The 18,263-nt window shown below is 60.4% G+C and carries 14 protein-coding genes, 2 tRNA genes, 1 other RNA gene and 1 pseudogene; 12 read left to right on the top strand and 6 right to left on the bottom strand.

Annotated features, from left to right (window positions below; genetic code table 11):
- Positions 1 to 494 precede the first annotated feature (494 nt).
- Positions 495 to 875, top strand: coding sequence for a hypothetical protein (locus tag QP828_RS03640; RefSeq protein ID WP_274733351.1), 381 nt, complete (start codon positions 495 to 497; stop codon positions 873 to 875).
- A 62-nt stretch (positions 876 to 937) separates the two neighbouring features.
- Here QP828_RS03640 and QP828_RS03635 read toward each other — a convergent pair.
- The 3 genes from QP828_RS03635 to QP828_RS03625 form a co-directional block, all read right to left on the bottom strand.
- Positions 938 to 1,022, bottom strand: a tRNA-Ser gene (locus QP828_RS03635).
- 95 nt (positions 1,023 to 1,117) lie between these two features.
- Positions 1,118 to 1,714 (bottom strand): YbaK/EbsC family protein, encoded by a 597-nt coding sequence (locus QP828_RS03630; protein WP_241227539.1) that lies wholly within the window; start codon positions 1,712 to 1,714, stop codon positions 1,118 to 1,120.
- Positions 1,715 to 1,737: 23 nt separating this feature from the next.
- Positions 1,738 to 2,886 carry an acyl-CoA dehydrogenase family protein gene (locus QP828_RS03625; protein WP_274733355.1) on the bottom strand — a complete coding sequence of 383 codons (1,149 nt, stop codon included), beginning with the start codon at positions 2,884 to 2,886 and terminating at the stop codon, positions 1,738 to 1,740.
- Positions 2,887 to 3,051: 165 nt separating this feature from the next.
- Here QP828_RS03625 and ffs point away from each other — a divergent pair.
- The 5 genes and pseudogenes from ffs (at position 3,052) to QP828_RS03600 (ending at position 9,156) form a co-directional block, all read left to right on the top strand.
- Positions 3,052 to 3,148, top strand: an RNA gene (gene ffs, locus QP828_RS03620) — signal recognition particle sRNA small type.
- Between the two features lie 62 nt (positions 3,149 to 3,210).
- Positions 3,211 to 5,886, top strand: coding sequence for a DNA polymerase III subunit gamma and tau (locus tag QP828_RS03615; protein ID WP_274733418.1), 2,676 nt, complete (start codon positions 3,211 to 3,213; stop codon positions 5,884 to 5,886).
- Positions 5,886 to 6,491 (top strand): annotated as a pseudogene (recR, locus tag QP828_RS03610) (recombination mediator RecR); the annotation flags it as partial. The gene QP828_RS03615 and the pseudogene recR, both read left to right, overlap by 1 nt.
- 347 nt (positions 6,492 to 6,838) lie before the next feature.
- A complete protein-coding gene (locus QP828_RS03605; RefSeq protein ID WP_126135699.1) occupies positions 6,839 to 8,104 on the top strand; it encodes an aspartate kinase in 1,266 nt (421 codons plus the stop codon).
- Complete coding sequence (locus QP828_RS03600) at positions 8,101 to 9,156, top strand: aspartate-semialdehyde dehydrogenase (RefSeq protein ID WP_126135698.1); 1,056 nt, start codon at positions 8,101 to 8,103, stop codon at positions 9,154 to 9,156. The genes QP828_RS03605 and QP828_RS03600 overlap by 4 nt, the downstream gene beginning before the upstream one ends.
- A 61-nt stretch (positions 9,157 to 9,217) precedes the next feature.
- Here QP828_RS03600 and QP828_RS03595 read toward each other — a convergent pair whose 3' ends face one another.
- Positions 9,218 to 10,471 (bottom strand): DUF4032 domain-containing protein, encoded by a 1,254-nt coding sequence (locus tag QP828_RS03595; RefSeq protein ID WP_274733358.1) that lies wholly within the window; start codon positions 10,469 to 10,471, stop codon positions 9,218 to 9,220.
- A gap of 28 nt (positions 10,472 to 10,499) precedes the next feature.
- Positions 10,500 to 11,279: an ABC transporter ATP-binding protein gene (locus QP828_RS03590; RefSeq protein ID WP_274733359.1), complete on the bottom strand. Its 780-nt coding sequence runs from the start codon at positions 11,277 to 11,279 to the stop codon at positions 10,500 to 10,502.
- 133 nt (positions 11,280 to 11,412) lie between these two features.
- On the opposite strand from QP828_RS03590, the gene QP828_RS03585 reads away from it, so the two are divergent.
- The 6 genes from QP828_RS03585 (at position 11,413) to QP828_RS03560 (ending at position 17,602) form a co-directional block, all read left to right on the top strand.
- Positions 11,413 to 13,287: a serine/threonine-protein kinase gene (locus tag QP828_RS03585; RefSeq protein WP_274733360.1), complete on the top strand. Its 1,875-nt coding sequence runs from the start codon at positions 11,413 to 11,415 to the stop codon at positions 13,285 to 13,287.
- A 139-nt stretch (positions 13,288 to 13,426) separates the two neighbouring features.
- Positions 13,427 to 14,326 carry a DsbA family protein gene (locus QP828_RS03580; protein ID WP_274733362.1) on the top strand — a complete coding sequence of 300 codons (900 nt, stop codon included), beginning with the start codon at positions 13,427 to 13,429 and terminating at the stop codon, positions 14,324 to 14,326.
- 170 nt (positions 14,327 to 14,496) lie between these two features.
- A tRNA-Thr gene (locus tag QP828_RS03575) sits at positions 14,497 to 14,572 on the top strand.
- Between the two features lie 204 nt (positions 14,573 to 14,776).
- Positions 14,777 to 15,463: a hypothetical protein gene (locus tag QP828_RS03570; protein WP_274733364.1), complete on the top strand. Its 687-nt coding sequence runs from the start codon at positions 14,777 to 14,779 to the stop codon at positions 15,461 to 15,463.
- 390 nt (positions 15,464 to 15,853) lie between these two features.
- The gene (locus tag QP828_RS03565) at positions 15,854 to 16,516 is read left to right on the top strand and encodes a hypothetical protein (RefSeq protein ID WP_274733365.1); all 663 of its coding nucleotides are present in this window, start codon (positions 15,854 to 15,856) and stop codon (positions 16,514 to 16,516) included.
- Between the two features lie 375 nt (positions 16,517 to 16,891).
- Positions 16,892 to 17,602, top strand: coding sequence for a hypothetical protein (locus tag QP828_RS03560; protein ID WP_274733366.1), 711 nt, complete (start codon positions 16,892 to 16,894; stop codon positions 17,600 to 17,602).
- On the opposite strand, the gene QP828_RS03555 is transcribed toward QP828_RS03560, so the two are convergent.
- Positions 17,599 to 18,261: a hypothetical protein gene (locus QP828_RS03555; protein WP_274733367.1), complete on the bottom strand. Its 663-nt coding sequence runs from the start codon at positions 18,259 to 18,261 to the stop codon at positions 17,599 to 17,601. The two genes, QP828_RS03560 and QP828_RS03555, sit on opposite strands and share 4 nt — an antisense overlap.
- Between the last annotated feature and the right edge of the window lie 2 nt (positions 18,262 to 18,263).

Below are 18,263 nucleotides of genomic sequence, written 5' to 3'. Positions count from 1 at the left end.
CCGCGGTGCTTATGCCGTGACGGCTGTGACGGCTGGTCTGAGAGTGAGGCTAAAACCGCTATTTTCGACGTGCCCCAAGTTCCCCAATTTCGACGTACCCCACAAGTTCCCCACGAGTCACACGCGTCCTTGCGGGGGTGCTATGTGTTGTCAGAGCTGTACTGCATTTGTCGTACACGCGCAGTACACCTCGGAAAAACAACCCTTGCCCCGCTGGTGGCCGGGTAGGCCGGAGTGTTTAGCGACTTGACACACTGGTGTTTAGTTACTAAATTCATGGGCGCGAAGGCAAGAGAAATCAACAAACGCATCGAGCGAGCAGGGGGCGAGTGTGTCCGGCAAGAAGGCTCACATCGCCGCTACAAGCTCACGCGCGACGGATGAACCGTTTTCGCAACCGTTCCACACCACGGAAGTCACGACATTCGTATCGGAACCCTGAAAACTATCGAAAAACAACTCGCTCCAATGCTTGGGAAAGGATGGCTCACAACATGAGAACCTATCGCGTTACCGTAACCCGCGAAGAAAGCGACTGGCTTGGGCAGTGTGCTGAATATCCCGAAGCGGTAGACTTTGCCCCCACTCTCAAAAAACTGTGCAAAGGAATGGTGGACGCAATCGTTCTTGCTGCAGATTTACCCAGCGGAGCTAAATTTAATATCCAGTTGGAAGCGGGGGAAGGCCTAAGTCCGGAGCTCAACGTGGCGTTCGCAATCGCGAACAGGCGCCTTGAGCTCCGAGCTGAACAGGCGCGTCTGCAAGAAGCGACTTTGCATTCCATACATGTTTTGCGGGAGGAAGGGTACTCTACGCGGGACATTGCGTCGGCTCTCGGCATTACTGCGGGGCGTGTGAGCCAGCTTGCCGCCTAGCTGGGGTGATAGATAAAAGTAAGTACCCGCTCCGAAAAATCGGAGCGGGCACTTCACATCCGCGGAGGATGGGGGATTCGAACCCCCGAGGGCTTGCACCCAACACGCTTTCCAAGCGTGCGCCATAGGCCACTAGGCGAATCCTCCAGGGCAGTTTTAAACTGCCTGTACAGCTTAGCGTAGATTCGGCCGTGAGCACCACTCAGCTCAATGAGGTGATGCCCACGTTATTCGATTGCCGATTATTCTGTTGCCAAGTTGCTCAGCACGTGCGCGCCGGGTAGCTGCGCGAGCAGCGCCCCCGGCACCACGAGCTTCGAGCGGCGCAGTCCCGAGCCTATTAGGGCAGTGCCCGCAGCCACTCGCGCATCAATAAGGAGATTCCATGCCTGCGGAACTCCAACCGGGGAAATTCCGCCGTACTCCATACCAGAAGCTTCCACCGCTAGTTCGGTGGGCCAGAATGAAGCCTTACGAACGTTGAGGAACTTCTTCACCACGTGATTCACATCCGCGCGGGTAGTTGCCCGCACCACGCAGGCGGCCACCCGTTCCTCACCTTCACGCTTACCAGCCACCAGCACGCAATTGCACGACACCGCCAAATCCAGGCCGTAATGCTCCGTCATAGGTTCGGTATCCGCGAACTCCGGGTCAATCTCTGTGACCAGGGCCTGCGCTGCCAGCTCAGGATGGCGCTGCGCAACAGCCTGCAATCCCTGTGCCACCGGCGTGGCCAATAGATCCAGATTCTCCAGAGCCGGCTGCCAGGGAAGGTCACCGAGCAGCGCCCGATCCACGTTCGTGCTGTAGGAAACTTCGGGTACGGATTCACTCATGCACATACTCCTTGATTTTGGGGCTAGTTCTCCTTCGGGGTGACGGGCCCGAGCACCAGGCCTGCCCACGAACCGTGCAGGGATTCCTGGTCGGAAGGCTGGAAAAGCCCGGCCAGCACATCGCGGTAGAGCCGCGAAAGCTCATGGCCCGCGTAGTACGAGCTTCCCCCGCAGGCGCGGATGCATTCTTCCACGGTGCGCAGCGACGCTTCTGCCGCCACATTCTTGGCCGCGGAGAAACGCGGGTACTCATCCGCCCCGCCCAGCTCCCCGCTGTCAATATGTGCAGCCAGTTCACGCAGCTGCGGACCCACCGCGTTCATTGTGAGCGCGGCTTCCGCGATACGCCAGCGAATATCAGGATCATTTGCGTAAACATCGTTGTGGAGAACCGAGCGGCGCTTCTTGACATGCTCAACGGCAACCTCAATGGCGCGTTCGCCAATGCCCTGATAGGTAGCCCCGAGGAGGATCTCAAAATTGGAGAAGATGCCGTAGACCACCGGTTCCTTATTCGGGCCCGGCGCCACGATCCCCAACACGTTTTCATCGCGAAGTAGCGCGCCATCCAAAACCGTGGAATTGGATTGGGTGGCCCGCATCCCGAGGGTGTTCCAATCATCCTTGATGGCGAAGCCGCCGTCGCCCCGTTCAACCAGGCCGAAAACGTCACGCACTCCGGAATCATCCTTGAGCGCGCCGAAAGTCATGAGGTAATCCCACGCCGGCGCGAGGGACGTGAAAACTTTGGTGCCGTACAGCCGGTACCCTGCCTCATCACGTTCGGCCCGGGTGAGCGAACCGAAAAGCACCAGGTCATTACCCGGCTCAGAAATACCGAAAGCGAAGAGCTTACCGGCCGCGGCTTCACGCAGGATCTTTTCCCCGGCCGTAACGCCGTTGCGCACCAGGTGGCGGCCGAGCCCCACAATGATCTGGTGCATATTAATTCCCAGCGCGGTGGCGGGGGCGTACTTCGCCAAACGGGTTTGTTCCGCGCAGATCTCCACCAGGCTCAAGCCGGCTCCGCCGTATTCCTTGGGGACAAAAGCGCCGTAGTAGCCAGCCTGCTTCAAATCTTCGTAGTCTTCACGCGGGAATTCATTGGCGGCATCCACCGCCGCCGCCCGCGAGCGCAGTGTTTCCAATAGATCTTCGGTAAGGAAAGCCATTGATTCTCCCTGTTGTTGTGGACGACGGCGATACTCCCGCCACCGCGGGGATCGCCCACTCACGCTAGAGAGTGTACCGCGGGCCTCCGACACAAAAAATGGTGAAAACGAAGCCGGGCCATCTCCCCGTGTTTTGCATTCTTCGCGAACTCGTTTAGACTGGCACCTGACTCCCCACGTGGCGTCATCTTGCAAAACTCCCCCAGGGCCGGAAGGCAGCAAGGGTATGCGGGCTCTGGCGGGTGCGTGGGGCGTCTTGTATCCACAGATTTTTCACGCGGATGATTCGTGTCGTAGGTACCCCGTAGACTGATACTCGTGAGCATGGCATTGTATCGGCGGTATCGCCCGGAACGTTTTCAAGATGTTATCGGCCAGGAGCAGGTAACTCGTCCCCTCATGGCTGCGTTGCGCGGGGAGCGGACCGTGCATGCCTATCTCTTCTCCGGCCCGCGCGGGTGCGGTAAAACCACCTCGGCTCGCATCCTGGCCCGCTGCTTGAATTGCGCGCAGGCTCCCACGGATACGCCGTGCGGAGAATGCGCCTCGTGCCGGGAACTCGCGGGGGATGGCCCCGGCTCCCTGGACGTGGTGGAAATGGACGCGGCCAGCCACGGCGGGGTGGATGATGCCCGTGACCTGGTTGAACGCGCGGCTTTTGCCCCCAGCCGGGATCGCTACAAGATTTTCATTATTGACGAAGCCCATATGGTCACCACCCAGGGCTTCAATGCCCTGCTCAAGCTCGTGGAAGAACCCCCGGCTCATATCAAGTTCATTTTCGCTACCACGGAGCCGGAAAAAGTCATCGGCACTATTCGCTCGCGTACCCACCACTATCCCTTCCGCCTGGTGTCACCGGCGCGAATGGAGGAATACCTCTCGCAGATCTGCGCAGAAGAAGGGATTACCCCGGAACCGGGGGTGCTCGGCTTGGTGGTGCGGGCGGGCGGCGGCTCGGTGCGGGATTCTCTCTCGGTTCTGGATCAGCTCATGGGCGGTTCGGAAACATCCACGCTGTCTTATTCTCAGGCGGTTGCGTTGCTGGGCTACACGGATAGTGGCCTGCTGGATCGCGCGGTCAACGCTATTGCGGAAAGTTCTGGGAGTCAGCTTTTCGGCGTCGTCGAAGAACTTATCGGTGCCGGGCATGAACCGCGCCGTTTCGTGGAAGATCTGCTCCAGCGCCTGCGCGATGTGATCGTCATCGATTTGGCGGGGGAAGCTGCGGCGGATGCTTTGGGCGAATTGCCGCAGGATCAGCTTGCCACCATGCGCGCCCAGGCGCAGGCCTTGGGGGCGGCGCGTGCCACCGAAAGCGCCGAGCGTGCGAACGAGGCCCTCTCCGCGATGGTCGGCGCTACGTCGCCGCGTTTGCAGCTGGAGTTGCTCTGCGCTCGGCTTCTGCTTCCAGCCAGTGCTGCTCCGTCGCCTTCGGAGGCGGCTCCCGGTAGTGCGGGGCGGGAAAATAGCGGGGTGCGCTCGGGTGCCCCAGCTAGCGGGACCGCGCGGAAATCACCGCAGGAAATCGCGCGCGAAAAGGCGCGGGCGGCAGCAGCCGCGGCCGCAGCGCAGCGCGGGGCACCGGTGGCGCCAGGGTCTCCTAGCGTTCCGCCTGCGTCCGCACAACAGTCCGGTGCTTCCGTTTCGGTGCAGAACGACGCCGCAGCCCCCGCCCAGCCCGCTCCTCAACAAGCTACGGAATCGCCCGCGCCGCCAGCCGCGGATCGGCCGGTGCAAGAACCGGGCGAGCCTTCGGCTCAGCAGCCCGTGCAGGCACCTGCTTCGCAGCCGGTCCAGAAGCCCGATAGGAGCGCTGAGCAAGCTGCCACTCCTGAAGTATCGGGACCGGATCATGCCGCGGAACTCACGGCCGCGTGGGCGGAAGTCACCTCCTCCGGGCGTTTCGCCCAAGCTATTTTCTCCGGGCCTACCCGGGTACTCGGTTCGCAGGGAAACCAGGTTGCCCTGGAATTCACTTCGGAGAAAGTCCTCGGAGCCTTGCAGGATCCGCGCAATGTGGAGCGCCTGAGCGCGCACCTGTCACATTTCACCTCGGTTCCTGTTACCGTGCGGGTCGTTCCCGCGGCGGCAAAGCAGGCCGATGCCGCGGGGCAGCCGGGCGGTGCGGCAGCTGCGGAGAATCCCCAGTCCGCGGCGGTAGCTCTTCGGCCTCACCCGGGTGTTTCTGACGGCGGTGGTGCCCACCCAAAAGCTAATGCCGCCACCGCGGCGGCCGCTCCCGTTTCCGCAGGCGCTGGCGCTGCATCGGCGCGGCCGGGAACTGCCAACAGCGCTGGTGGAGCAGCTAGGGATAGCAGGGATGATGAGTGGCCCGAACCCGAAGAACTTTCCGATCCGGATGACGCGGAAGATTACCCGCCCAGCCGGCACAGTGTTGCGCCCCGTTCGGCTAGTTCTGGCGCGGTCAGCTCCGGCGGGGCTGGTGTGGAAACGAGCCGTCCTGGGGCAGGCAATGCCGGCGTAGCTAGTTCCGGCGGGGAGATTCCTTTCTACCTTCAAAACATGCCCATGCCGCAACCCTTCGCCGGCCCGGGAGATACGTCCGGGCAGCTGGCTGCACATGAACATGCGCAAGATTTCCATATCCCGCGCCCGCCGCAGCGTACCCAGGATGTCCCTACCTATGACGCGCGGGAGCACCTGCGGCAGCTCCGCCACGGCAGTGCAGGCGGTAACGCGCCCGCAGGAAGTGCATCTTTTGGTGGCGGACTCACCGCGCCGGCTAGCGCCGCACCCGCAAACAACACCGGCGGGGGTAGCGTGGCCGGTGCGAACGGCCTGAACAGTGCGAATGGTTCAAATAACCAGCATCATGCCGCCTCGCAGCCGGGGGTGGGGTATTCTACTGAAGAGGATGATGTCTCCTTAGACGATCCCACAATCGAGCAGAGCAATGTTGTCGGGCTGCACGTTGTGGTTGAGATGCTCTCGGGAACCATTGTTGAAGAAATTGATACCGCGCAAGGAGGAATGTAGTGGCGGGGGTGTATGATGGCGCCGTGCAGGAGCTCATTGATGAGCTCGGGCGTCTGCCGGGCATCGGCCCGAAGAGCGCCCAACGCATTGCCTTCTACCTCCTCGAACAAGAAGAACCCGAGGTGCGGGCGCTCGCGGAAGCCATGCTCCGAGTCAAGGAACGCGTCCACTTCTGCCAGATCTGCGGCAACGTGACCGAAACCGATATCTGTTCACTATGCTCAGATACCCGGCGCAGTGATTCCGTGATCTGCGTTGTTGAAGAAGCCAAAGACATTATGGTCATCGAACGCACCCGCGAATACCGCGGGCGCTACCATGTTCTAGGCGGATCCATTAACCCCATCCAGGGTATCGGCCCGGAAGATCTGCGCATCCGCGAACTGCTCACCCGCCTCCAAGATGGCCGTGTCACCGAAGTCATTATCGCCACTGACCCCAATATTGAAGGCGATGCCACCGCGGCCTACCTCATTCGCCTCCTCACTCCCATCGGTATCGCGCTTTCCCGCCTCGCCTCCGGACTCCCCGTGGGCGGAGACCTCGAATACGCCGACGAAATTACACTCTCGCGTGCTTTCGAAGGCCGCACCCGCATTACCAGCGGCATAACCGCGAACACCGCCACGGGTGCCACCGGCACCACACTGGAAACCGCCGGCACTGGCGCGAACACCACGGACACACCCGGCACAGGCACAACAGATACGGGACGAATGCCCTCGGTGGTTCCGGGCACCACGCCTTCCGCACCAGTCGCGGAAACGCACGGCGAGCACGACTAAGCAGCTCAGCTCCGGGATCACCATAAAGCCCAGCGCTCAGCCCGAATGCGGCATCACATCAGGCAGCCGATCAGGAGAACAATCTCACCTGAAAATATCGGAAAGCTCCGCAGGCGGCTACGCGCTTCCAGTTACCATTAGTACGTCTCGGAAAAATAGGAGTTAATGTGGCACTCATCGTGCAGAAGTTCGGGGGATCCTCGGTCGCAGATCCTGCCGGGCTCAGACGAGTGGCGAAACGAATTGCCCAGACCAGCAAGGCCGGAAACAAAGTCGTCGTCGTGGTTTCCGCCATGGGAGACACCACCGATAATCTCTTGGACCTCGCCCACAACGTTACCGATAACCCGCCCGCGCGGGAACTCGATATTCTTCTGACCGCGGGGGAACGCATTTCCATGGCCCTGCTCGCCATGGCCGTCAATGACGAAGGCGTCGTCGCCCGCGCATTCACCGGCCAGCAAGCCGGCCTCCACACCGATGCCCGCTACGGCAATGCCTCTATTACCGGGATCGTTCCCGAACGCATTTTCCGGACCGTGCAAGACGGTGCCGTCGCCATTATTGCCGGATTCCAAGGCGTGAACGACACCAATGATGTCACCACCCTCGGGCGGGGCGGATCCGATACCACCGCCGTGGCTTTCGCCGCCGCCCTCGGCGCCGACGTATGCGAAATCTACACGGATGTGGATGGGGTGCTCTCCGCGGATCCCCGCATCGTCCCCGCGGCCAGCCAACGCCGCGAACTCAGCTACGAAGAAACGTTAGAATTAGCGGCACACGGAGCGAAAGTGCTCCATTTGCGGGCGGTGGAATTCGCCCGGAAATTCAATGTGGCCTTGCACGTACGATCATCATTCTCCGAGAACGAAGGGACGTGGATAGTGGAAGAAACCGCGAAACAGGGCGGATACGAAGACGCCGTCGTCGTCGGAGTGGCACACGACCGCAACCAGGGGAAAATTTCGGTCACCGGTGTCCCTAACCTTCCCGGATCCGCCGCGAAAATCTTTTCCTGCGTGGCCGAAGCGGACTGCAATATTGACATGATCGTGCAGAACACCGCGCTTACCCGCGTGGGCCTGAGCAATATTTCCTTCACGGTTCCCCGCGACCAGGTGGATATCGCCGTCGCCGCGCTGCGCGCCAACCAGGCTGAATTCGGTTTTGAGGACATCGCCGTCACCTCCGAAATCGGGATCCTCTCCATCGTGGGGGCGGGTATGCGCTCCCATAGCGGCGTTTCCTCCAAGCTCTTCAAGACGCTGGGAGATAACGGGGTCAATGTGGATATGATCGGCACCTCGGAAATCCGGATTTCCGTGGTGGTGGACCCGGATGTGCTGGACGCGGCCGCCCGCGCCGTCCACACCGCCTTCGGGCTGGACGCCAGCGAAGAAGCAATCGTATACGGAGGGACAGGTCGATGAGCATCACCTTGGCAGTAGTGGGAGCAACCGGGCAGGTCGGGCGAGTTATGCGCGCCCTGCTGGAAGAACGCCAGGTTCCGGTGGATCGAGTGCGTTTCTTTGCGACGGCGCGCTCAGCCGGCACCGAACTTCCCTTCCGGGGTGAGAACATTGTGGTGGAAGATATTGCCACCGCTGACCTGGCCGGTATTGATATCGCGGTGTTCTCCGCCGGCGGGGATGCCTCACGCACCTACGCGCCGAAGTTCGTGGAGGCAGGTGCCGTCGTCGTCGATAATTCTTCCGCGTGGCGCCGCGACCCGGATGTTCCGCTCGTCGTTTCCGAAGTGAATCCGCAAGATATCGCGCGCCGCCCCAAGGGCATTATCGCCAACCCGAATTGCACCACTATGGCCGCGATGCCGATCCTCAAACCGCTGCACGATGCGTACGGGCTCACTCGCCTTATCGCTTCGTCCTACCAGGCGGTGTCCGGTTCCGGGGTGCGCGGTGTGCACGAACTGACCACCGGAATCCGCAGCGCCCTGGGCGGCGACGTGGAAGCCCTCGCCCTGGACGGGCACGCCGTGGAGCTGCCCGCCCCCGAGGTCTATCGGGCCCCCATTGCCTTCAACGCGGTCGCTTTCGCCGGGAACCTTGCCGAGGATGGCAGCGGTGAAACGGACGAAGAACAGAAACTACGCAACGAATCGCGCAAGATTCTAGGTATCCCGGACCTCGCGGTGGCCGGAACATGCGTCCGCGTGCCGGTGTATACCGCGCACGGGATGTCCGTCAACGCGGAATTTGAGCGGGAGGTCGACGTCGCAGCCGCTATCCAGCTGCTCGAAGCAGCCCCCGGTGTTGCGGTAGTTGATCTGCCCAATCCCCTGGATGCGGCCGGGAAGGACGCCTGCTTCGTGGGGCGCATCCGGCGTGATCCCTCGGTGCCGGGCGGGCGCGGGCTGGCCTTCTTCTGCGTGGCCGATAACCTGCGCAAAGGCGCGGCCCTCAATACCATCCAGCTGGCTGAGCTGGTTATCAAGGAGCTCACGGAGAAAAGCGCGGCCTAGGGGCAGGTGCGGCCTGAGTCCTGCAGCGCTCCGGCACACTACTCCGGCGCCGTGCCGCGCTTTATTCCGGCGTGGCGGTGACCGCGGGGATCTCCCCGGTTTCTCCGTCCAGGAAGGTTGATTCGTCACGCCGGTGGCGCAGCACTTTCTCCACGAAGGAGGCCACAGCCTCGGCCTGCGGCACATCGCGCTGCTGGTCTTCGGAGATGAACCAGCGGTGTTCGAGGATTTCGTGGAACAGCTCGGCCGGCTCCAGTTTCGCGGTGAGTTCGGGCGGGATTGCGGCTACGGTCGGCTCATAGACATCCGCGAGCCAATCGTGGGCAATCATCATGTCGGATTTGCCGCTCTTATTGTGGAGGGCGGCGTATTCGTCAATATCGTTGAGGATGCGCCGAGCCTGGTTTTCTTCCACATCTAGGCCGGTCAGGCGCCACACCTTGCGTGAATAATGCCCGGCCTCCACGATCTTAGGCTGGATGAGGAGGCGGTCTTCGTCCGGGCCGGAATTGATAGCGATTTCGTCCACGTCAAAGCCGAGGTCGTTGAGGCGCCGCACCCGCTCGGTGACCTTCCACTTTTCATCCGGGCCGATAGCCACCTGCGCGGTGATTTCTTCCCATAGCTCGAAGTAGCGATCAGCGAAAGTATCACCCACCCCGATGGTGTCGAAATCTTCGGGGAGGACGCCGCCGGCTTGCAAATCCATGAGCTCACCGATGATATTCGTGCGGGCCACGTCAATATCGTATTCGCGTTTACGTTGGGTGATGGGGCTGTAGAGCTCCCCGGTTTCCGCGTCCACCAAATAGGCCGCGAAAGTTCCCGCATCGCGGCGGAACAGGGTATTCGAAAGTGACACATCGCCCCAGAAAAACCCGAGAAGGTGGAGTCGTACCAGGAGCACGGCCAGCCCGTCGATGAGCTGGGCGATGGTGGCGCGCCGGTGCTGCTGCCCGAAAATAGCGCGGTAGGGGAGTGAGAAGGGAAGATGCTCGGTGATGAGGCAGGCGTTGAGGGCATTGCCTTCCGCGTCGGTACGTTTGGAGACCACCGCTACCGGTTCCACCGAGGGCGCCCCGAGGCGCTTCAAGGTGCGTAAGAGTTCGTATTCGCGTACCGCCACGAGTTCGGAAATCTCTTTGATGGCGATAATGCGCCCGGAGAGCCGCACGAAACGCACCGTGTGGCGGGAAATACCGCGGGGGAGCGCAGCGATGAGATCGCGCGGCCACTCTTCGAGCGCCACGTTCCACGGCAGATCGAGGAGGTCAGGTTCAACGCTAGCCGCCATAATGGATAGCGAGGATCGCATGAGTGTCCTTTCCGGGAGTAGCTGCGGCTTAATCGTAGCCGAAAGCTCGCGAGCCCGGCGTGCCATCAACCAGCGCACCCGCCTCCACCATCCCGGCTTCTTCCAGGAAGGCCCGTACGGGCGGGGTGAGATCCGCCAAGATTTCGGCGGGGGTGCCGACCTGCTGGAGCGCACCGTCCACCATCACACCCACGCGGTGAGCGCAACTGAAAGCTTCGCGCGGATCGTTCGTCACGTACACCGTGGTGATCCCGGTGCGTTCTTGAAGTACGGAAATCTGTTCGCGAATCTCATCGCGAATTTCCACATCCATATTTTTCAGCGGCTCGTCCATGAGGAAAATACGCGGCCGGCGCACCACCGCCCGCCCCATGGAGACTCGCTGGCGTTCCGCGCGGGTCAGCTGCGCGGGTTTCGCGTCCAATAACTCGGTGAGTTCCAAAATATCCGCCGCCTGCGCCACCCGCGCGGCGATATCTTCCGGGTCCGCCCCGGCTATTTTCAGGTGGAAGCCCATATTATCCGCGACCGTCATATGCGGATACAGGGCGTAATTCTGAAATACGATCACTACATTGCGCATGGAGGGCGGTAGCGCGGTCACATCTTCTCCGTCCAGCAGCACAGCTCCGTAGTCGATATCCTCCAGCCCCGCAATCATGCGTAAAACCGTGGATTTACCGGAGCTAACCGGGCCGGTGAGCGCGAAAAATTCGCCGTCGTTGATATGGAGATTCACGTGGTCAACCGCCGGCGCGGGCGCATCGGGATAGTACAGTGTCGCGTTGACGAGTGACACAGAAGCCATGGGAATTCTCCATCAGTAACAGCGGTCGGCATTGACACGCTCACCCACTATTATGCCACGTCAGGAACTCGAATACGAGGGCGTGCTCCGCGGGAAAAATGCGCCGGCCCGCACACTTCGGTATTTTTGAGGTATGCGGGAGGAAATCGGTGGCTATCGGCTGGTGCGGCGCATCGGCTTTGGCGGCATGTCCACGGTCTACGAGGCGGTGGATGGTGCCGGCACCCGCGTTGCCCTGAAACTTCTCCACCCGGCGGCCGTGGACGGGGTGGCCGGGCGCGAACGCCTCCGGCGCGAAGTTGCGATGTTGCAGCGGGTGCGCGGGCCCTACGTTGCCGAAGTTCTCGACGCGGAAACGGATGACGAGGATGCCTTTATCGTCACTCAGCTGGTGGAAGGCCCCACCCTCGCGGAGGATGTGCGCGTGGACGGCCCTTACCCGCCGGCGGAACTCGTCACCCTGGCCCGCCAGCTCCACGCCGCGGTCACGTCTGTACATCGCCTCGGGGTACTGCATCGTGATCTCAAGCCTTCGAATGTCATGCTCGGCGCGGGCGGCCCGGTTCTCATCGATTTCGGAATCGCGCAAACGGGTGGCGATGCCCGCCTAACCGTATCCGGCGCGGTCACCCACACTCCCGGTTACCTCGATCCGCGGGTGCTGCGCGGTCACGCCCCGGACGAAGCCGCTGACCTGTGGGCCCTCGCCGCGGTCATCGCTTTCGCCGCCACCGGGCACGACCCGTATCCCGGCGCGAACCCGGCGGTTATTATGCGCCGCGTGCTCGAAGGGGACGTGGATGTCACCGGCGTGCCCCCGCGCATCGCGCACGCCTTGCGCGCCGCGCTCGCGGAGCCGGTGGAGGAACGCTGGGGGATTGACGCGGTGGTCGCGGCGCTCGCGGATCCGGCCGCGTGGGCGGAGCCTCCGGTGAGCGCACCGCCTCCTGCACCCGCACAGCGGCCTGCACCCGCGCCACTTCCCGCTACCGCGCCACTTTGTGCGCCGGCGGCACTGCCGCTCACCTCCCCGGAAAGTTCAGAAGATGCGGGGGAGAGCGGGGAGTACGACGCCGCCGCTACCGCCCCCCGCCTGCTGCCCACCCAGGTGGCGCCAGTCACGCCGGCCGCCGCTCCCGGAGCCGCCGCAGGGCCGAGCTACAACGCCGCGGATAGCGTGCCCAGTGCTTTCCCGGAGACCTGGCCCCAGCCCATTTACGCCGGGTCCGCCACCGCACCCTACCCGGCAGCCGTACCGGGGCCTGCTGCGCCGGGTCCCACCGCGCCAGCTACCTTCAGCCCCGCAGCTTTCGAATCCCAGTCGGAATCCGCACCCTATTCGCAGTTCGCACCGCAGGAACCCACGCCGCCGGAACCCACGCCGCTCCCGCTGTGGGCCCGCCCGCCGCGCCGTACTCCCATTCTCACCTTCGTGGCGGGTGCGCTGCTGTGCGCCCTGGTTGCTGCCTGGCAGATAGCCGGATACGTGGGATATGCACTCGTCACAGTGGGCTTGGTTTTCGCGAAGCGGAACGCGGCGCGGCTGCTGCGGCGTCGTGAAGAAGAAGGCGGGCCGTTCCGCGGGGAACACCTGGGGCAAATTTTGCGCGCCCCGCTCACCTTTGTGGAAAGCGTCGTCAGTGTAGTTCCGCTGCACGGGATCGGGCTTCTCGCGGTGACGTTCGGCTACGTGGCGGCGCGCCTGGGCGGGTTTTCCGGGCCGGGCGCCGGCGCGGTGGCGGCGCTCGCGGGGGTGGGAATCTCCTGGCTGAGCCCGAGCGGGCGGCCCGCACGCCGCGGCAGCGCGGTTGTTTTTGGGCGCCTAGCCCCCACGCGCTCCTACCGAGTTTTCTGGACCGTGGTGCTGGCCGCCGGCGCGGCCGGGATCGCGTTGCTGGCCCTTGGCGGGGTGCTGGGCGTGCCCGCGGATACCCCGCTCAGTTTCGGATATTACGGCGAACCGCTCGTCGCGATGATCAGGGATATTATGGGCGGCGTGGCCAACTAATTGGCCCGCGCGGGCAATGTCACCCGGCTGGCCCTCACTTTTCCCAGGGAAAGCGGCGATAATTGACATGTTAAAGTCAGGGTGAAAGGCGCAGTGGCCGGCTGGCCGCAGGCGCGTCGTCGTAACCGAGGGAAAGTGAATGGCACAGACTCAGAAGAATAACCGGCAGACCTCCGCGGCACAGCGGCGTGAAACCGCGCGCGCGGCGGCGGCCCGGCTCCAGGAACAGGAAAAGAAGCGGGCGCGGCGCAATCGCGCGCTCGCGGTTGTTGCAGCTGTTGTGGTGGTGGCGCTTATCGCTGCGGCCGTGTGGTTCATCCTCTCGAATAAGAAGGATGAGGCGGGCGGACCGGCCACGCAGGAAAGCTCCGCGGCCGCGTACCCGAGCGCGCCGGCTACGCCGCTGGCTGAACGCCCCGCCCCGAAGGTCACCGCGGAACTGCCCAAGAACACCACCCCGGATGTGGGGGTGAGCGTGGGGAGCTCGCTGGCGGCCGGCACCGTGAACGAAGGTAAGCCGGTTGTTGATATTTACTTCGACTACCTGTGCGTGTGGTGCAACCGCCTGGAAACCTCCTATGCGGAGGAGCTCACCCAGCGCGCGAAGAATGGCGAGATTACGCTGGTCTACCACCCGCTCGTGGTGGAATCCCAGTACGAATTCTCGCATACTGCCTCCGCTTCGGCCCTGTGGGTCGCGGAGCACCGCCCCGATGTTTTCGCGGCCTACCACAATGAGATTTTCGCGATGACGGCCCCGCTTTTCGAATCGAAGGAAAAGGTGCCGGTGCCGCAGACCGCGCAGCTGGCCGAGCTCGGTAAGAAGGCCGGCCTCACCGATGCCGAAGCCGAGCAGATGATCGCGGACGTGGCCGTTGGCGAAGGCAAGCCCGGCATGTACTCCGAGCTGCTGGGGCAGTCGCTCCAACAGTTCAGCGCCGACGGCTTCACCGGCACGCCCACCGTGCTTCTCAACGGCAAACAGGTGGCAGACTGGACCGACGGTAAGCTCACCGCCGCGCTGGACGCCCTCAAGTAGCGCTTTACCCGGCGCCGCGTGCCGTGATGGTACGACGACGCCGCAGCGGGGCGGTCGCTTCGCGCCGCCCCGCTAGCGCTTAGCTCCCGGGATCCCTATTTGTTCCAGAGGGGGGATTCTGGCATGATAAACTCTGGTTCCTTGCTTGGCGGGTGCGCCGGGCAAGAATTGCCTCCGTAGCTCAGTTGGTAGAGCAGCTGTCTTGTAAACAGCAGGTCACAGGTTCGAGTCCTGCCGGGGGCTCCACTACAACAGATTTTTTATGGACACCACCCCTCGTGACATAGTCGGATAAACGGCTGCTTGCATTCCAGCAGTTTATTGGTAGCGCAGGATGAGCTTCGCATCGTACCGTTAGCGGTGATGGTGCGTGGTATTGGCAGCTGCGTCCATTTGGTCGTTCTAGTGAAGCACTCTAGCCGCAGCGGCTCGTGAGTATGGAGGTCCCTTATGTCCGTTCCTGTCAGTACTTTGGTAGCTGCCGCACCCTCGTTCCAGCGGGCTTTGCGGAAAATGAGTAAATACCCGCGCGAGCCGCGGGTATTTTCACACAAAAAGCTTTTTCTCACATTTGGATGGGTAAGTGAATTCACGATTGCTTTTACCGGCATTGCTTTAGTTTTCTCTGACGAAGCAAGCCGACCCGATGATGCCACGATTGGAATTATTTTGTGCCCCATTATGATGGTTTTCTGTTCTTGGTTCTTGTGGGTCGGATACAAGCGCCGGCTTGGCGTGGATAATGAAAAAACTTGGTACAGCTTCTCGCCATTGCCTTATCGGGAGGTCTATTTTACTGATATAACTCGAATTATTTATACCGGTATATCGTTTAGTCTTTTTACAGATAAAAAAGATAAGCGCTTTGCAAAGAAAAAGAATTCCATTGGTATTGGGATTAATCACTTCGACTACACTCTTGCCTATCTGCGGATTCTTGAGGAGATGCGGGTGCGGCGTTTTACGGTTGGGAAGATTGAGCCGGATGATCCGCGCTGGCCGGAGGCGTGGCAGGAAATGCGTAACGCGCTTGCGGCCGAAGCGTATCGGAACCACCAAAACTACTATGATTCTCACCCGGCTGAATTAGAAGAACTTAATGCATTAGCGGTAGGGCGTTACTCTGTGGGCTCTTAGTGCCCTTCGGAGAGTGCAATCAGTGTTTGGAGCTTTTCCGGGTTACTCTCGTAGTAGCTTCGGTGGTTGCGGTAGGTTTCCGCGGCTAGTTCGTAACGTAGCTTTTGTGCGGCTTCGGGTCAGTGCGGGTCGTGCGGGGCGACGTCGCCCACCGTGAAACGGCGGTGCTTCAGCTCTTCAAGGATCCGTAAGTAAGCGATAGGGTATTCTTCCGTCCATGGCCGTGCAGCACGGCTGACGGTTATACTGACGAGACTAGAAAGTTGGGCTACTTTTCGACCGTTGCTTACAAGGCGCTATCGGAGTTTGGTTCCGTATTCAAGTACGCTGGGAATCGATGAGTATTTGCTGGAGGTGATTCCCGTTAGCTGATCTCATTGGAGGTTTCTGATGTCCCTTCCTGTTGGCGCATTCACTGCTGCGGCGCCCTCGATTCAACGCCGTTTGCGGAAAATGAGCAAGTATCCGCGCGAGCCGCGGGTGTTCTCGCAAGCGAAGCTCTTTATTCTGAGTGGGGCAATATGTACATTTCCTCCGCTTATGGGCTTGGTTATTGTTTTGACTACTGATGAGGTTCCTGATCCCGTCGATAAAATCCTGTTTCTCGTTTTGATTTCGACAGTAATTATTTTGGGTCTTTTGTTTTTGATGCATGGTTTCTGGCGGCGTTTCGGCGTAGATGATCAAAAAGTGTGGTCGAGGTTTGGGGCTGTTTTCTATCGGGAGATTTATTTCTCGGAGATAACACGCGTGACTTTCGTCGGCATATCCTTTGGAATCTTTGCGCACAATAAGAAGCCTCTTGCTTTGGGTATCAATCGTTTTGACTACACGCTTGCTTATTTGCGGATTTTGGAGGAGATGCGGGTGCGGCGTTTTACGGTTGGGAAGATTGAGCCGGATGATCCGCGCTGGCCGGAGGCGTGGCAGGAAATGCGTAATCGGCTTGCGGCCGAAGCGTATCGAAACCACCAAGAGTACTATGATTCCCACCCGGCTGAATTAGAAGAGCTTAACGCATTAGCGGTAGGGCGTTACCCTGTGGGCTCTTAGTGCCCTTCGGAGAGTTTGTGATATCCCGCGTCACGTTTCCGTTTTGTTTTTTCCGGTAGTTCCTATGCGGCTTCGGGCCAGCATGGGTCGTGCGGGGCGACGTCGCCCACCGTGAACCTGCGGTGCTTCAGCTCTTCAAAGATCCGTAAGTAGGCGAGGGTGTAATCGAAAAGAACTTTGGAGAGCGTGAGACTCGCACCGAGAGAAGTGGGAATTCTCGTAGAAGTTGGCAAGAACTTTGCTGATGATGGGCGGAGCGAATGGGAGAAAAAATTTGCGAATCACTTAAAGGAGCTATCGGAGTTTGGTTCCGTATTCAAGTACGCTGGGAATCGGTGAGTATTCGCTGGAGGTGATTCCCGTTAGCTGATCTCAGTGGAGTTTTCTGTATCTGCAGGTGTCACTCTTGATTTTTATTTCTTTGGAGGTCTTATGTTTCTTCCTTTTAGTGCTGCGGCGCCCACGATACAGCGAGCTTTGCGAAAAATGAGTAAATATCCGCGCGAGCCGCGGGTGTTTTCTCAAGCTAAGATTTGGATTACTGTTGGTTGGCCGGGCTTAATTGTTATGGCTATAACTGTTATTGCGTTAGCAACCGCTGATGAGGCGAATCGTCCTGATGATGCCACACTCGGAATTATTTGTTGCTCCGGCATGATGGCCCTTTTTTCATGGTTTCTGTGGATGGGGTACAAGCGGCGTTTTGGTGTAGATGATCAAAAAGTGTGGTCCAGTTTTGCGCCGGTCTTTTATCGGGAGATTTATTTCTCGGAGATAACACGGGTGACCTTCGCGGGGGTATCTTTCGGAGTCTTTGCGCACAATAAGAAGCCTCTTGTTTTGGGTATCAATCGCTTTGACTACACGCTTGCTTATTTGCGGATTCTTGAGGAGATGCGGATCCGGCGTTTTACGGTTGGGAAGATTGAGCCGGATGATCCGCGCTGGCCGGAGGCGTGGCAGGAAATGCGTAACGCGCTTGCGGCCGAAGCGTATCGAAACCACCACAAGTACTATGATTCTCACCCGGCAGAATTAGAAGAACTTAACGCATTAGCGGTAGGGCGTTACCCCGCGGGCTCCTAACGCACCTCGGCAAGCTCGATCAGTGCTTGGAGTTCAGTCGGGCGGCTGTTGTAGTACTTCTGGTGGTTGCGATAAGCTTCCGCGGCTAGTTCATAACGTAGGTTTTGTGCGGCTTCGGGCCAACGCGGGTCGTGGGGTTCAACATTGTTGGCGGTGAAACGACGGTACTTGAGTTCCTCAAGGATCCGTAGGTAGGCAAGAGTGTAATCGAAAACATCTTTGGAGAGCGTGAGATGGGTGCCATTCCCATAAACCTTCCAGCCGTCGGTGCCAGCAGTGGTGATATTGGTGATCTGAGAGTATTGGATGTCGTGATGGAAAAACGGGGCCAGACGGGACCACATGCTCGTCTGATTGGCGCCGTATTGGCGAGCTAGACCTCCCCATACAAGGAGCAAACCTAGAATAAGACTGACGTAAAATCCCGCGAGTTCCGGCATGAAGTCACCCAGGTCTGATCCTGATGATGCGATGAAGGTACCGAGAAGACCGAGGATTCCGATTGTGAGGAAAACGCCGGCGATCGGCACAGTCCGCTTCGCTATCGAGAAAACTCGCTCTTGCCGCGGATAGTCGCTCATTTTCCGGATCCGACGCTGCAGCGAGGATTGTGTGGCACCGGTAACAAAGCCTGCGAACGGAGCAAATGCAACTGACACAG

The sequence above is a fragment of the Actinotignum sanguinis genome (assembly GCF_030230305.1).
Classification (GTDB): domain Bacteria; phylum Actinomycetota; class Actinomycetes; order Actinomycetales; family Actinomycetaceae; genus Actinotignum; species Actinotignum sanguinis.
This window is presented reverse-complemented; position numbering and strand designations above follow the sequence as displayed.

Coding starts and splice junctions, on each gene's coding strand:
- QP828_RS03640 (WP_274733351.1), top strand. CDS start 495: ATGAGAACCTATCGCGTTACCGTAACCCGCGAAGAAAGCGACTGGCTT.
- QP828_RS03630 (WP_241227539.1), bottom strand. CDS start 1,714: ATGAGTGAATCCGTACCCGAAGTTTCCTACAGCACGAACGTGGATCGG.
- QP828_RS03625 (WP_274733355.1), bottom strand. CDS start 2,886: ATGGCTTTCCTTACCGAAGATCTATTGGAAACACTGCGCTCGCGGGCG.
- QP828_RS03615 (WP_274733418.1), top strand. CDS start 3,211: ATGGCATTGTATCGGCGGTATCGCCCGGAACGTTTTCAAGATGTTATC.
- QP828_RS03600 (WP_126135698.1), top strand. CDS start 8,101: ATGAGCATCACCTTGGCAGTAGTGGGAGCAACCGGGCAGGTCGGGCGA.
- QP828_RS03595 (WP_274733358.1), bottom strand. CDS start 10,471: ATGCGATCCTCGCTATCCATTATGGCGGCTAGCGTTGAACCTGACCTC.
- QP828_RS03590 (WP_274733359.1), bottom strand. CDS start 11,279: ATGGCTTCTGTGTCACTCGTCAACGCGACACTGTACTATCCCGATGCG.
- QP828_RS03585 (WP_274733360.1), top strand. CDS start 11,413: ATGCGGGAGGAAATCGGTGGCTATCGGCTGGTGCGGCGCATCGGCTTT.
- QP828_RS03580 (WP_274733362.1), top strand. CDS start 13,427: ATGGCACAGACTCAGAAGAATAACCGGCAGACCTCCGCGGCACAGCGG.
- QP828_RS03570 (WP_274733364.1), top strand. CDS start 14,777: ATGTCCGTTCCTGTCAGTACTTTGGTAGCTGCCGCACCCTCGTTCCAG.
- QP828_RS03565 (WP_274733365.1), top strand. CDS start 15,854: ATGTCCCTTCCTGTTGGCGCATTCACTGCTGCGGCGCCCTCGATTCAA.